The organism is Nitrobacter hamburgensis X14, assembly GCF_000013885.1.
Taxonomy (GTDB): domain Bacteria; phylum Pseudomonadota; class Alphaproteobacteria; order Rhizobiales; family Xanthobacteraceae; genus Nitrobacter; species Nitrobacter hamburgensis.
Window position 1 is genome coordinate 1,405,860 of sequence record NC_007964.1, and the last position, 13,702, is coordinate 1,419,561.

Below are 13,702 nucleotides of genomic sequence, written 5' to 3' on the forward strand. Positions count from 1 at the left end.
CCATGAACAAGGTTTACCCAGACGCCAAATCGGCCCTCGACGGCACCCTCACGGACGGCATGATGATCATGTCCGGCGGCTTCGGCCTGTGCGGCATCGCGGAGACGCTGGCCGATGCGATCCGCGACTCCGGTGTGAAGAACTTGACAATCGTGTCCAACAACGCCGGCGTCGACGGCGTCGGATTGGGCCGCCTGCTCGAAACGCGTCAGATCAAGAAGATGATCTCGTCCTATGTCGGCGAAAACAAGCTGTTCGCCCAGCAGTACCTCGCCGGCGAACTGGAGCTCGAGTTCAATCCGCAGGGCACGCTGGCCGAGCGCATCCGCGCTGGCGGCGCCGGCATTCCGGCGTTCTTCACCAAGACCGGCGTCGGCACCCTGATTGCCGAAGGCAAGGAAGTTCGGGAATTCGACGGCGAGAAATATCTGATGGAGCGCGGGCTGTTCGCCGATCTCGCCATCGTTCACGCCTGGAAGGGCGACACCGCCGGCAATCTGGTTTATCGCAAGACCGCGCGGAACTTCAATCCGATGATGGCGACAGCGGCGAAGGTCACCGTCGCCGAAGTCGAACATCTGGTGCCCGCAGGCGAGATCGACCCCGATCACATCCACACGCCCGGCATCTTCGTCCAGCGTATCGTCGAGGTCGGCGCCGCCAGGAAGCACATCGAATTCCGCAACACCCGTCCGCGACCGGCGGCATGATCCCGAAAGTGGCCTTCCGGTTTTCCGAACCAGATCGTGCCGAAATGAAATGAACGCCGACCCGATTGGCGGAATTGGATAAGCACAGGAGCCCCCATGGCCTGGACCCGCGAACAGATGGCGGCGCGTGCCGCCAAGGAGCTGCGCGACGGCTATTACGTCAATCTCGGCATCGGCATTCCGACGCTGGTGTCGAACTTTATCCCCGACGGTATCGACGTTCAGCTCCAGAGCGAGAACGGCATGCTCGGAATGGGTCCGTTTCCCTATGAGGGCGAGGAGGATCCCGACCTCATCAACGCCGGCAAGCAGACGGTGAGCGAACTGCCGACCACCAGCTATTTTTCCTCATCCGACTCGTTCGGCATGGTGCGCGGCGGCCATATCGACCTGTCCATCCTCGGCGCGATGCAGGTGGCGCAGAACGGCGATCTCGCCAACTGGATGATCCCCGGCAAGATGGTCAAAGGCATGGGCGGCGCGATGGATCTCGTCGCCGGCGTCAAGCGAGTCGTCGTGGTGATGGAGCATTCCGCCAAGGACGGCCCCAAGCTGCTCAAGCAGTGTACGCTGCCGCTGACCGGCGAAAAGGTCGTCGATATGGTCGTTACCGACCTCGGAGTGTTCACCATCGACAAGCACGGCAAGGACGGCATGGTGCTGATCGAACTCGCCGACGGCGTTACGCTGGACGAGGTCAAGGCGAAGACCGAAGGCGAATTCCGCGTCGCGCTGAATGACGGCTGAAGCGCAACTGCAACGCCATGCCTTGCCAGCTTCTTCAATTCGGACTGAGCACTCGCCAGGTAAGGAAGATCGCCATCTCTCCCCGGTGGGGAAAGGTGAAAGAGAACCAACGTCCAGCGTCCATCTGACAGTGACGGAGTCTAACGCCGTCCGCCGAGTTCTCTGGGCAGGAGGCTCGAACTGATGTCGCCGCCTGCAAGACCGGGCTGGAATTGCGTATAGCCGGCCGACAACGACAGACTGAGGTTGGACGTCGGCCGGATCTCGACTCCCGCGTGGACGCCGGAAGCGGCTGCCGCGCCGGCGCTGGGGCTGAAGGACGTGATCGTGTTGAAGGCGTCCGGGCCGTATTTCAGAGTATCGACACCGCCGAACACCGTCACGGGCATATTGCCCGCGCCTTTGAAGCTGTAGCCGAGCTGCGTGCTGTCATAAGACAGCGAACCGAAATTGCCGAACGCGCCGCCGATGCTGTTCCAACCGAAGCCCGCGAGCGGGCCGGCGGGGGCGCTGTAGGCTCGGACAGAAAATCCGCCCTTGTCGGCTTGTTCGACGTCAAAGCTTGGAAAGTTGCTGTAGGTCTCCACGCCGGTGGATTCAGCGGCGCCGCCGCCGAAGCCGAACGGTCCAAATGGAATCCAGTATTTCACGGGCGCTCCTTGAGCGCGCGCGGCGGACCAACTCAGGCAGAGTGCGGCCGCTAAAAACAGACTACATTTGCCTGAGAACGTCGACATCCGGGCTCCGTGACCAGTCTCGCAACTATACGCCACAGACATGTCAGAGGCCAGCGGGCCAGCGGCCGTGGCTATTCCGAAGCCAGTGCTTTCGCTTGCGCGAACACCACCTCGATCAGCGTGCCGGAATGCGGCCCGGTCCTGATGTTGAATTGCGCGCGATTGGCTTCCACCAGCGCCTTGGTGAGCGACAGGCTGACGCCGGCGCTTTCTGATGCCTGATCGCTCGGCGCCGGCGTGCGGAACGGCTCCGTCGCCGCCGCCAGCTCGTTCTCGTTGAGGCCGTGCCCGGTGTCGCGCACGCGCAGTGCGACGTCGCCGAAATCGTTGAGCGCCGTCGAGACGATGACCTGACCGCCGGCGTTGGCGAGATGGATCGAATTTCCGATCAGGTTGAGCGCGATCTGGCGCAGCGCGTGCGCGTCCGCCACGATCGGCGGCAGCGTATGGGCGAGCGAAGTGCGGATGATGATACGCTCGCGATTGGCCTGCGGCTGCATCACCGCGACACATTGCTCGACCAGTTCGTTGAGGTTCTGGTTGACGAAGGCGAGATCGAGCTTGCCGGTTTCGATCCGCGACAGGTCGAGCAGGTCGTCGATGAACGCGATGATGCGTTCGCCGGAGGCGCGGATGTCCTTCATGTATTCGACGTAACGTTCGTTGCCGAGCGCGCCGAATTTTTCGTCCGTCATCACCTCCGCAAAGCCGATAATGGCGTTCAGCGGCGTTCGGATTTCATGGCTGATCCGCGCCAGCACGTCGGCCTTGGCGTTGGCGGCGCGGTCGGCCTGCCGCCGCGCCTGCGACAGCTCGGTCTCGATCTTTTTGGCCTGCGACAGGTCGCGGAACACGGCGAAGAAGTTGGGGCCATCGGCCTGCGTCCGGCCCATCGTCATCGATAGCGGGATCAAGCCGCCCTCGCGCACGCGGCCCAATACCTCGCGGCCGTGATCGAGCAGGCTTGCGACGCCGTTGCCCACGATGCCGTTGAGATAGTCGCGCACCGCGCCCTCGCTTTCAGGGGCGAAGAGATCGGCGAGATTGAACTGCGTGAGACTGTCGCCGGAGTGGCCGAACAGCGCTTCGGCGCTGCGGTTGCAGGCGGTGATGCGCCCGCCGTCGTCGAACATCAGGATGCCTTCGGCGGTGGTGTCGAGGATGGCGCCCAGCTCCTCGGCAGTGGCGTGCCCTACGGGAGAGGGCGCCGATGCACCCGCGCAGATCAGCGCATGTGCAGGCTCGCCGTCCCAGGCAATCACGAAGAGATGGGCGGCGATCGGCTGCTGCGGTGGGCCTGACGGCGGCGTTGCCGAAATGGTGACGGGAGAGCCGGTGGCCGGCGTGCTGTCGGCGGCGGGCATGCCGGATTCGACCAACAGGGCGTCGAGCCCGCCGGCCTGTTCCAGCGCGAGCAGGCCGTCGTAGCCGACCTGCGCGAGAAAGGCCGGGTTGACGTAAAGTACGCGGTCGAGCCGGTAGATCATCACGCCGGTCGGGAGCAGGTCGAGCACTAGAGCGGGATGAGGAAAAGTGTGCAGCGGTTTTCCGCCCGCATCCCGCTCTAAAATAATATTGGAATCGATCACGTTCATGATTTTGGATCGATTCGATCCAAAATCATCGTGATCGAGGCTGTCACCCGCGCTGCCGGCCTGCGGTGCGGGTTCGGACAAAGACGATCCGTCCGCCTGCGGTCCGGTGACATCGGGTGGTTGCGGCGGAGGTTCCGGGGGTGGGGGTGGTTCCGGCGCAACCGGCTGTTCGGCGACAGCATCGGGCGCGGCGGTGTCCGGCTCGCTCTCCAGCCGCGCCGAGAGCTGGCGCGCCAGTTCGTTGAAGGCGTTGTTCTCGACAGGGGTGAGCGAAGGCGGTTTCAGGTCGGTCGGGGACCTGAACGGCAGGACATTCTTGGGCGTTTCCACAACGGTGTCCGGTTCTGCTGGTTGCAAGGAGTCGGGAGCGGCGAGCGCTGCGTCGGGAGACGTCGATGTGCTCGCCGGCAGCGGATGGGAAGTCTCGCTGAATAAAAATTCGTGACGCCGATGCGCTGCGATGCGCGCAAGACCTTCGCGATCGCGGCAGACGCCGAAACCGCGATAGCCTGCGAAATTGCGTGCGAGATCGAAAATCGGCAGCCCCGACAGTTCGACGGGTAAACGCGCGCCGGATCCGTCGACGGGCCAAAGCAGCGTGATGCCGCTCCAGGTGTCGCGGGTGGCGACCGCTTTCGCAACGCGACCGTCGGGATCGAGTCCGAACACCTCCGTGATCTCGCTCCACAACCGGCCAAAGCCCGCGGCGGTTCGCGTGCCGATCACGCGGGTGAATTCGTCGGACCCGAGCGAGAAGCGGCCCTCGGCATCCATCCGCCACATGAAGCGCAGGGGATGGCGGCGCATCTGCGGCGAGTGATCGGGCGACGGGGTATCGTCCGGTTCGGACAGCCCCTCGACGACGGGATGCCCCGCCGACCCGACAGCTTGCGGCGTGTGAAGCGGGGCGGAGCGGCCTGCGGCGGCTGGCGCCAGCAGGGCGACAAGTCCGACATCGACGCCGCTGCCGACACGTTGCAGCACCATGTGCGCCGGTCCGATCGAGGTCTCGGCGCGGCCGATACGCAGCGCGTCTTCGCGTACGCCGTCGAGCCCGGCCTCGGTCAGACTGCGAAAGCCGAGTAGCGGCCGCGCGGCGTCGCCTGCGCCGACCAGCAAACCGTCGAGCGTGAATACGGCGATCGGCGTATCGACGCCGTCCATCAGTCGTTGCAATCGTTCGACCAGCGGCATGGCGCGGCCGGTCGGCTCCGTGGCCGTGATGAGGATGCCGCTGCTGCCGTCGGAGAAATTCAGCCGCGCGCAGGCGCAGATGATGAGGCGGCCGAGTGGGGCGCCGAAGCCGCGCAGGCGTTCAAGCCGCACCGTGCCTGTTGGCGGCAGCCGGCCCGCGATCTGCGCCACCTGACGCCGGTGCGGATCGGCGGGGTCGAAGTTCTGCGACGCGAGAGCGGGGGCGTGAACGGCACCGAACACGGAGACGCCGGCCGGATTGGCCCACAGGATGCGGGCGCCGTCGAGCGACCACAGCCACGCCGGCAGGGCGCTCGCCGCATGAACGGCCAGCCGTGGATCGGCTATTCCCTGCATCTGGAAATCGGCGCTGGTCATGGGCACCGTGCGTTCGACGCCTCTGGTTGTTGCCTGCCGCGGCTACGCATGTCGGCTTTCACGGGCGATAATCCTAACAGATCGTTAGTATCGCGTCCGGCCCGACTGAGGGCTCTTGCTCCGTAATCCCCGCTAAAGCCCGGATAACCTTAATTTGGCCGGCGGTCATGGACCTCTGCGGCCCGCAGCACGTTGAGGTGTTGCAAAAGGGAGCAAGGGGCTCACGATAGACACCCGCGAAAGAAACCAGCGGGCGGGCGTGCAACAGGGAGTGGCGACCATGAGTGATGAAGGGCGTGACCATTTCGAAATTCCGAAAGAAATGCGATCAATGGCCGAAGCCGGTTTTGAGCAGGCGCGCAAGGCCTTCGAGAGCTTTCTCAGCGGAGCCCAGCAGACCGCCAGTTCGATCGAGGAACGTAACGAGGCCGTTCGCGGCAGCGTTCGAGACATCAGCAGCAAGGCGATCTCCTTCGCCCAGCAGAACGTGACCGCGTCGCTGGACTACGCCGAGAACCTTGTCCGCGCCACGGATCTCTCCGAGGTGATGCGGCTGCACACCGACTATGTGCAGAGTCAGATGAGGGCGCTGAGCGAGCAGGCCAGCGAAATAGGGCAAAGCATGGGCCGGGCCGCGATGGACACAGGGAAGCCCAAAAGCTGAGGCCATGCCACGGCTCGAAACCGAGCGCTTCGAATCTTTCCTTCGAGCCTTCGGAACGCCGTTTCGCGCCGCAATATATATTGCAATGCACAAAACTGTCATGGTATAAGGATAGGAGTTGCCTGCCCGGCACTCGGGATCGACGATCTCGGGATTCGGGCATCCGTGGTCCGCTTCCGCCGATCCAGCCGATTCCAGGGCAAATGGCCGTTTGCAGGGTCACACCGGTTTCACCCGATGCGAAGGATGTATTGTCATGGCCAGCACAACCGATCCGTTTGAAGTCCCCGAGCAGGTACGCGCATTCGCCGAAAAAGGCGTTTCGCAGGCCCGCGACAACTACGCGAAATTCAAGGAAGCCGCGCAGAGCGGCAACGGCGCCATCGAGGCCGTGTTCAGCGCCGCCAGCAAGGGCGCACACACCTATTCCACCAAGCTGCTCGACTTCGGTCAGGCCAATGCCAACGCCGGCTTCGATTTTTTGCAGGAGCTGGTCGGCGCGAAGTCGCTGTCCGATGCGACTGAGGTGTGGAGTACCCATACCCGCAAGCAGATCCAGGCCTTTGCAGCCCAGACCAAGGAACTGGCCGAACTGACCCAGAAGATCGCGGTCGAAACCGCCGAGCCGATCAAGACCGGCGCGTCAAAGCTGTTCCAGCCGGCCGCCTGATCGAACGGACCGTTCGCGATCCGCGACAAACCCGGGCGGGTCGGCCCGGGTTTTGTCGTTTCAGTGCTGTCTCCCGCGGGGGACCGGTGCACCGAATGCTCTCGATACTGCGCAGGAGCCGAACCATTGGCATCGGCAGGCAAATGCCGAAGGGTCGCGGGTTGCTGTTTTCGCAGGGACGCAAGAAACAACTAAGCGGCCGGTTCGATAACGGATCGTTGCGGCCTTGCCAAAGCAGGGCGTTACACCTAGTTTCCGCCCCGTTCGCAACCCGTTTTTCAGGGCGCGAGCATGATGCAGTTGTAGCTCAGTTGGTTAGAGCGCCTGTCTGTGGAACAGGAGGTCGGTGGTTCGAGCCCACCCAACTGTACCAAAAGACAAACAATATCAATAAGATATTAGACAGTAAAATCGGCAAGCCGGACCGTTGCCGGTTTGGTTTGTCTAATCCCACCACAAGCCCCACCGAATTGCTCGCTACTGACACAGAGTCCATATCGGCGGCGTAACAAACCGAATGGCTGGCGTCTCGCGCCCAGACAGGGATCGGATAGTGGTCGCGGACGAGAGCCATCCCCACATCTTCCAGTGTCCGATGATCATCAACGGTTACGGTCGCGTGAAAGACCGACTCCGTCGCCCAAGCGGGCCAGATCGCGCCATCGTTGGAGGAAACGATGCCCGATGCCACGCGTAACGCGTCAACAATTCTTCGCGCGTTCGGCGAGGCCCAAGCCGAACTGGTCGGCAAGACCGTGGTGCTCACAGACGGCAAGGCCGGGACGGTCGAGCACGTCTGGCTCGACGACATTCACGGCTTGCGCATTTCGGTCCGGGGGCACAATGGCAAGTGGCCGGTTTCAACCATCAAGTTTGTCGAGAAAGATACGCCGTAGCCCTGGCACCGCGTGGCACAGCCGAGAGGCGGATCGTCCGACAGAGCGGCGGTGTGTCAAAGACATTGTCCCACCGTGATGACGGTCGAGAGCCATTCACCCGATCCAGATTTGACGGGCAAACAATGTCGCATTCAAGAACAGAGCGCCGCTGCTGGAAAAATGGCTTCTGATCGCGACCGAGCCACATCTCCCACAGCAGGACGGGGAGTAAGACAATGCCGGTTGAGCGGTCGGCAACCGCGAGGCCGGCAAGCAGGCATGTATTCCTGCGAGAACAGTGGTGCGAGGGGGACCACTAGCCGTGAGCATAGAAATGCCCGCGCCCAGCCGCTTCTAAATCGCGTCAGGTTTTCCTTGGACAAGGTGACGGCCTGATCATCTCCGACCGGGTGAGCGAACTGTGCCGTAACCGTTCTTCGCATTTTGACCCGTGGCGGGGTTCCTTGATCTAGATCAACCAAAAGGCTGTATTTCGTTGTTTGTTTGGCTCCAGCCGTCCTCTCGGGGATATCCATAAGGAGCCATCATGAACAAGCATCTGTCGTCGCTTGCTGCGGTATTGTCGGGTCTAACCCTTATAGTCTCGACATTGGCTCCGAGCGCTGCCCAATCGATTTTCGCGAACGAGGCACAAGCTATCGCTGTGGAGGCGTATGTCTACTTCTATCCGCTCGTGACGATGGACGTGACGCGCAAGCAGCTCAACAATTCCGATCCGAAGACCGCAGGTATCGGCGGCGCTCCCAACGCGTTCAATAATATCCAGGCCTACCCCACTGCGGACACCAGGGCAGTGGTACGACCCAACTTCGACACGCTGTACTCGAGCGCCTGGCTGGACCTGACGCGCGAGCCCATGATCGTTTCGGTTCCTGATACCGGCGGCCGCTACTACCTGCTACCGATGCTCGACATGTGGACAGATGTGTTCGCGTCGCCAGGATCGCGCACGACAGGCACCGAGGCGGCCAATTTCCTGGTTGCACCTCCAGGCTGGAATGGGAGCGTGCCGGAGGGCGTTACGCGCATCAATGCGCCGACGCCCCATGTCTGGATAATCGGTCGCACCAGGACAGATGGTCCCGCCGACTATGCCTCAGTCCACGAAGTACAGAAGGGCTACAGGATCACGCCGCTATCAGGATGGGGCAAACCCCCGGTCGCCGTCACGCAAACCATCGACCCCAGCGTCGATGTCAAGACTCCGCCGAAGACGCAAGTTGATACGATGGCGGGCGATAAGTTCTTTGCGTATGCAGCCGAGCTACTCAAAGTCAACCCGCCGCACATCACCGATGAGCCGATTATTGCGCGCATGAAGCGGATTGGCCTCGAACAGGGCAGGAGCTTCGACATTACCAAAGTTGACGCAACCGCAAGGAAAGCCATCGAAGACGCGCCGGCACAAGGTCACAAGCTGATGGCATGGAAGGTCCCGACATTGGCGCGCGTAGCAAACTACTGGTCCATGAATACTGACACGATGGGCGTTTACGGGACCTATTATTTGAAGCGTGCGATCGTAGCGCAGATTGGACTTGGTGCTAATCTGCCGGAAGATGCGATCTACCCGGTCAGTATCGGCGATGAAAACGGAAAACCGCTCGACGGTGCAAACAAGTACATCATCCGCTTCGCTAAAGACGCGCTGCCGCCGGTCGGCGCATTCTGGTCTGTCACCCTATATGACAATGAAGGCTTCCAGGTTGCGAATCCGGCTAATCGCTTTGCGGTTAGTAGCTGGATGCCGTTCAAGCGCGACGCCGACGGGTCGTTGACGCTCTACGTCCAGAACGAGAATCCCGGCAGCGATCACGAAACCAACTGGCTGCCTGCACCTAAAGGCCCGTTCAATCTCACCATGCGTCTCTATGCGCCGAAGTCGGAGGCGTTGACTGGTGTATGGAATCCGCCGGCCATCAAGCGGATGGACAGTGACACTGTTGGCCGGCGGTGACTCCGGCCGACGCCTTCGCAGCTTACGGGCCTTCCCGCAAGATACTCGTCAAGTGCGTTCGCCGCCTTGGCACCACAGCGATATTGCAGGCTATCGTCACCACGACAGAGTTGGGAAGATTCGGGTGCGTCTATGCCTGATAGGCGAATGTGATGAGAGATGCTTGGCCGATAATCGTTTCGGCGAGAGCAGGCGACGAAACGAGCGTGACAATCGCTGCGATCAGAAGACGGTTGGCTGTCATTTCGCTTGATCCTTGGCTTTCAAAGTTACAAATGCCGAGGCATACGCGAAAGAGTACGCGCCTCTAGCGACTAAAGCCTTAGCTGACAGTGGTCAAAAGAGGCTCGCGTCTGGCGGAAAAACGATTGCCATTGCTCGCGCGGTACCCGCCTCGCGAATTGTGGTCTCTATGTTTGATAGTTTAGACAAGGCAAAGGCCGCTTACACTTCCCCTGCCTATCTTGAAGCGCGGAAAATTGGCGAGCAATACGGGAAGTTTCATATCTTTGCCGTAGAAGGCATTGCCCGATAGTCATGGTGTCGAGACAGATTGTTTGTCGGACGGCAGCTCGAATCTGCGGCAAGCCTTTCGGCCCATCAGGATAGATGAACTCGTCGCCGCGAAGTCACCGTCGAAGCGGTGCCAAAACTGAATCGCGTCTAGCTGCACCGCGAACTCGTAGACGTGCCACAGGCCGTCGCGTTTGACGCGCTCGCCTGTCTTGATCTGACGTGATAGGGAGCGCGCTGGTATTCCGCCCATGGAGACTTTAGAAGATGGACTTTGAAATGGTTTTCGCGGCCGCGTTGCTGACTGACGACATACTCGCTGCGATTCATGATTTACATGCCTACTCAAATGGCGGCGGGACCTCCATTAGCCGCGACAAGGTTCGTTCAATCGTCGATAAGTATGTGATGTTTGACGACGAAGATTTCCCGTACCTTCGCAGTGATGTGGATTGGAGCGCTGTTGTGGCGTATTGGCGCGAAGCGGTCGCGGACATGGAAAAGGCAAGCAAGGGGGAGATTCCCGTGTACAAATAAGCCTCAGCATGGCGGAATTACGCTCGTATGTCCGCCGTCGCCTTCAGTCGACGGTCTGCACCACTGCGGAGATCGCGCGTGCGTTGCTTGATTTGACTGGCTGCATCGCAGCCGCAACCATCGCGTCGTATTCCGGTAGGGTGGCGAGCGTGTCTTTGGCGCGGACGTGGACAACCTTGTAGCCATTCGCCTTGAGCTGGGCCAGCAATTCGGGCACAGCAAGGGCGGTCCACTTATGCAGATCGTGCATTAAGATAATGCCCTTGCCCTTCTTTTTCAGTGCGGCCATCGTCGACCTCACCAGCACGTCGGGTTTCTTAATCTTGAAGTCTTCCGAATCGATATCGATCGAGAATGCCGCGACATTGCGCTGGGCAAGGTAAGCTTTGAGATCGGCGGTTTGCCGCAATTGCGGGTAGCGGAAGAACGGCGAGATCGGTGTGCCAGCCATCATCGCCACGGCGCTCATACCCTTCTCGATTTCATCCTTGGCTTCTTGCGGCGGTTTACTGGCAAGATTTTGGTGCGACCAGGTGTGCGAGCCCACCGTGTGGCCCGCCGCGATCACCTGTTTCAGCACTTCGGGGTGCCAGGTAGCGTGCTTGCCGATCGGGAAGAAGGTGGCCTGCAGGCACTCGGCTTTCAGCGCCGCCAGCACCATCGGCGTCGTCACTGGCCAGGGCCCGTCATCGAAGGTCAGAACCACTTCGCCAGGCTGCAGAAAATCGTAATCGCGATATTGCGACATGCCGAAGCCAGGTCCACCCGTGGTGTCGATCTGCACCGTGCGTGACACGCCTAATGCATTCGGGTTGTTGCAGGTGGGCTTGGCCACGACCACTCGTTTTTCGGGCTCCGGCGCCGGCTCAGCATCCAACACAGCGACTTTCGGCGCAGCGACTTCCGGTGCAGCTTCGGCGACTGCAGGCTGGCGTTCCACGCCTGGTTTGGGCCAACGCGCTTCAATTGAGCCGGTGGTTAGTTCCGGCTTCGCGGTTGAGGCCATCTCGACGGCGGTTGAGCCGAGAAAATGTTTTGCCGTGACCGCGATGACACTGACGCTTGCCACGGTCACAGCCCCAACCGCGATCATAAGAACCGAAAACCGACGCATGGCGACTCCACTGCACAAAGCAGGATTGCTTAGTTAAGATGTCTCGCGCGACCATCCAGTGAAATAGTTAATCGAGCGTATGTAAGAACTGGTGCCGGAACTTTTTTGCTTTGGTGGTGCTCGCTAACGTTTGGCGACCTTTCTTAGGTCAACACCTGCCTATTATGTGCGTCGGTGACTAGAACGCTGCGATACGTAGTGCTGAACGAATGGCGTACGAACTGCGGGCAGGGGAATGTTCGAAGATTGACGCGATGGTCAAACTGCTAACTGCACGGGTTCGCCGCGCACAAGCGCAGTCAGCCGCCTCGAAACCCCGAGCGTGCTGAAACTTTGCTCGAGGTCTTCGGCGCTTTCCTTGAAGTGGACCCAGCCCTCGTTGTGAGCCGGCGCGATGACGGCGTTCGGAAAAGCCGCCGCAAGCGAAAGGACGTCGTTGCTGTCCATGGTCATATGGAAGCGTCCTCTTGGTTCGGCCGAGCCTGCGAAAGGCACAACGACCTTCGGCGTATATCGGCGGGCAACCTCCGCCGTTCCGTCGAACCACACTGTGTCCCCGGTCACGTAGCAGCAGTCGCCCGGTTGGTGCAGCCCGATCAGGAAGCCGATGACATCACCCGAAATCGGCTCGATGCCGATCGGACCATGCCGCGCCGGAGCGGCGACAATGGAAAGCCGCCTTCCGTCCGGCTTCTCAAGTTCGTAAGCCTCGAAAGGCATTAAACCAATCGCATTCCCGCCAAGACGCTCGCTGCCGGCTTTTGTCGTCAACGTAACAGGCACATCGGGCAGCATTGCCCGCCCGGCACGGTCGAGGTTGTCCAGATGCTGATCGTGACTGAGCAAAACCGCGTCGAGTATTCCGATTTCTTCGATTGAGCGTGCAGGTCCGGTAAGTTTTTCAAAATGCACCGGGGCCGTTTGATAGAGCCCAGGCGGATCAAAGGTCGGGTCGGTCAGGAGACGAAAGCCGTTGACCTCGATGAGGATGGTTGGCCCGCCAATTAGGGTGAGTGCGATGGAGGTGTTGGTCATACCACTTCTCCCAAGAATCTCGACGCTCATGGAGCGCTATTGCGTTGCAGGTTAGGCGATCCGGGCCAGCGGTGAATTTGGGGAAGCTGTTGTGTTGCGGTCGTTTGGCGAAGTGCCGGACGATTTGAGCAAGCCGTAACGGGCCTGTGCGGCTGCATACATCGTTTAGCTACGCTTCTATCTCCACCGAGAAGGCCGCATCCGCACGCGGCTGCGGAGCATATCCGGGGGGCATAGCCTCACACCACCCTATTACCTTGACGCGTGCTTCCGTGGGGATGCTCCCGAACTCCCAGAAATGAAAAGGATCGTGAGCAGCAGCGAGGCATCCTCGATTCCCCGAATCGAGTGCGGGATGCCCCCTTCGAGATACACCCATTGGCCGCCGGAAAGTTCAAGAGTAATTTCAGGCAAGCCGAGCAATGCCCGGCCTTCCAGGCAATGCAGCGTGATGGGGCCATCAACTTGGTGCGTCTTGATATCTACGCCGGCGTGAACGACAAGGCGTACGACTTCGAAGGCTTCCGATTTGACGATGGCGGTTGTCCGCGCATCCTTCAGATTCGAGCCCAATGGCGCGAGGTCAAAAACTTCTCCGGGGCTGGCGTGGTGAACGGCCATTGCTGTCATCTCCCTCTGCATTATGAGCAGGTCGCTGTTCTTGCTGCACTGTTAGCGCTTTATGTCGGCGCGCAATTCGGGTGACGCAACCATGGCTGATGTAACCTATTACGTAGCGCTGCCGTTTGGCGCTGGCGAAGACGGGCCCGAGCCACGCGAAGCAGTTGAATGCACGAGCGCAAAACTCTGCGATCATGCGCGCCGAGCGTCTAGCGCGGACTGAGGGACATATCGGCTTATACATCGAAAACAGAAGCCGAGGGACTCTCGATCCTTCTCGTCTCTGAACTAGCCGCTGTGCATTGCCCCTACATTGGTCCGAATGAGGAAC

General features: G+C 60.7%; 13 protein-coding genes and 1 tRNA gene. 10 read left to right on the forward strand and 4 right to left on the reverse strand.

Annotated features, from left to right (window positions below; genetic code table 11):
* The first annotated feature begins 2 nt into the window (after positions 1-2).
* Both NHAM_RS06355 and NHAM_RS06360 read left to right on the forward strand, forming a co-directional pair.
* The gene (locus tag NHAM_RS06355; RefSeq protein WP_011509766.1) at positions 3-710 is read left to right on the forward strand and encodes a CoA transferase subunit A; all 708 of its coding nucleotides are present in this window, start codon (positions 3-5) and stop codon (positions 708-710) included.
* 96 nt (positions 711-806) lie between these two features.
* On the forward strand, positions 807-1,457 hold the full coding sequence (locus tag NHAM_RS06360) for a 3-oxoacid CoA-transferase subunit B (RefSeq protein WP_011509767.1): 651 nt from the start codon (positions 807-809) through the stop codon (positions 1,455-1,457).
* Between the two features lie 140 nt (positions 1,458-1,597).
* Here the strand turns inward: NHAM_RS06360 and NHAM_RS06365 are convergent, their stop codons facing one another.
* Both NHAM_RS06365 and NHAM_RS06370 read right to left on the reverse strand, forming a co-directional pair.
* Positions 1,598-2,107 (reverse strand): hypothetical protein, encoded by a 510-nt coding sequence (locus tag NHAM_RS06365; protein WP_347336440.1) that lies wholly within the window; start codon positions 2,105-2,107, stop codon positions 1,598-1,600.
* Positions 2,108-2,265: 158 nt separating this feature from the next.
* Positions 2,266-5,361, reverse strand: a complete 3,096-nt coding sequence (locus tag NHAM_RS06370; protein WP_011509769.1) for a sensor histidine kinase — start codon at positions 5,359-5,361, stop codon at positions 2,266-2,268.
* Positions 5,362-5,641: 280 nt separating this feature from the next.
* Between NHAM_RS06370 and NHAM_RS06375 the strand changes: the two genes are divergently transcribed.
* The 7 genes from NHAM_RS06375 to NHAM_RS06410 all read left to right on the forward strand — a co-directional run bounded on the left by NHAM_RS06375 (position 5,642) and on the right by NHAM_RS06410 (position 10,601).
* Positions 5,642-6,025: a phasin gene (locus NHAM_RS06375; protein ID WP_011509770.1), complete on the forward strand. Its 384-nt coding sequence runs from the start codon at positions 5,642-5,644 to the stop codon at positions 6,023-6,025.
* A gap of 256 nt (positions 6,026-6,281) precedes the next feature.
* Positions 6,282-6,695 (forward strand): phasin, encoded by a 414-nt coding sequence (locus tag NHAM_RS06380; RefSeq protein WP_011509771.1) that lies wholly within the window; start codon positions 6,282-6,284, stop codon positions 6,693-6,695.
* A gap of 296 nt (positions 6,696-6,991) precedes the next feature.
* Positions 6,992-7,068: transfer RNA gene (locus NHAM_RS06385), tRNA-His, on the forward strand.
* A gap of 304 nt (positions 7,069-7,372) precedes the next feature.
* Positions 7,373-7,591 (forward strand): PRC-barrel domain-containing protein, encoded by a 219-nt coding sequence (locus NHAM_RS06390; RefSeq protein ID WP_011509772.1) that lies wholly within the window; start codon positions 7,373-7,375, stop codon positions 7,589-7,591.
* A gap of 529 nt (positions 7,592-8,120) precedes the next feature.
* Complete coding sequence (locus tag NHAM_RS06395; protein ID WP_011509773.1) at positions 8,121-9,551, forward strand: DUF1254 domain-containing protein; 1,431 nt, start codon at positions 8,121-8,123, stop codon at positions 9,549-9,551.
* 256 nt (positions 9,552-9,807) lie between these two features.
* Positions 9,808-10,086, forward strand: a complete 279-nt coding sequence (locus NHAM_RS06400) for a DUF1330 domain-containing protein (RefSeq protein ID WP_049769307.1) — start codon at positions 9,808-9,810, stop codon at positions 10,084-10,086.
* Between the two features lie 245 nt (positions 10,087-10,331).
* Positions 10,332-10,601, forward strand: coding sequence for a hypothetical protein (locus NHAM_RS06410; RefSeq protein ID WP_011509774.1), 270 nt, complete (start codon positions 10,332-10,334; stop codon positions 10,599-10,601).
* A 43-nt stretch (positions 10,602-10,644) separates the two neighbouring features.
* Here NHAM_RS06410 and NHAM_RS06415 read toward each other — a convergent pair whose 3' ends face one another.
* Positions 10,645-11,715, reverse strand: a complete 1,071-nt coding sequence (locus NHAM_RS06415) for a polysaccharide deacetylase family protein (protein WP_011509775.1) — start codon at positions 11,713-11,715, stop codon at positions 10,645-10,647.
* 258 nt (positions 11,716-11,973) lie between these two features.
* Positions 11,974-12,750 (reverse strand): MBL fold metallo-hydrolase, encoded by a 777-nt coding sequence (locus NHAM_RS06420; RefSeq protein ID WP_011509776.1) that lies wholly within the window; start codon positions 12,748-12,750, stop codon positions 11,974-11,976.
* A 378-nt stretch (positions 12,751-13,128) separates the two neighbouring features.
* On the opposite strand from NHAM_RS06420, the gene NHAM_RS26525 reads away from it, so the two are divergent.
* Positions 13,129-13,455 carry a hypothetical protein gene (locus NHAM_RS26525; protein WP_157043550.1) on the forward strand — a complete coding sequence of 109 codons (327 nt, stop codon included), beginning with the start codon at positions 13,129-13,131 and terminating at the stop codon, positions 13,453-13,455.
* Positions 13,456-13,702: the final 247 nt, after the last annotated feature.

Coding starts and splice junctions, on each gene's coding strand:
- NHAM_RS06355 (WP_011509766.1), top strand. CDS start 3: ATGAACAAGGTTTACCCAGACGCCAAATCGGCCCTCGACGGCACCCTC.
- NHAM_RS06360 (WP_011509767.1), top strand. CDS start 807: ATGGCCTGGACCCGCGAACAGATGGCGGCGCGTGCCGCCAAGGAGCTG.
- NHAM_RS06370 (WP_011509769.1), bottom strand. CDS start 5,361: ATGACCAGCGCCGATTTCCAGATGCAGGGAATAGCCGATCCACGGCTG.
- NHAM_RS06375 (WP_011509770.1), top strand. CDS start 5,642: ATGAGTGATGAAGGGCGTGACCATTTCGAAATTCCGAAAGAAATGCGA.
- NHAM_RS06380 (WP_011509771.1), top strand. CDS start 6,282: ATGGCCAGCACAACCGATCCGTTTGAAGTCCCCGAGCAGGTACGCGCA.
- NHAM_RS06390 (WP_011509772.1), top strand. CDS start 7,373: ATGCCCGATGCCACGCGTAACGCGTCAACAATTCTTCGCGCGTTCGGC.
- NHAM_RS06395 (WP_011509773.1), top strand. CDS start 8,121: ATGAACAAGCATCTGTCGTCGCTTGCTGCGGTATTGTCGGGTCTAACC.
- NHAM_RS06410 (WP_011509774.1), top strand. CDS start 10,332: ATGGACTTTGAAATGGTTTTCGCGGCCGCGTTGCTGACTGACGACATA.
- NHAM_RS06415 (WP_011509775.1), bottom strand. CDS start 11,715: ATGCGTCGGTTTTCGGTTCTTATGATCGCGGTTGGGGCTGTGACCGTG.
- NHAM_RS06420 (WP_011509776.1), bottom strand. CDS start 12,750: ATGACCAACACCTCCATCGCACTCACCCTAATTGGCGGGCCAACCATC.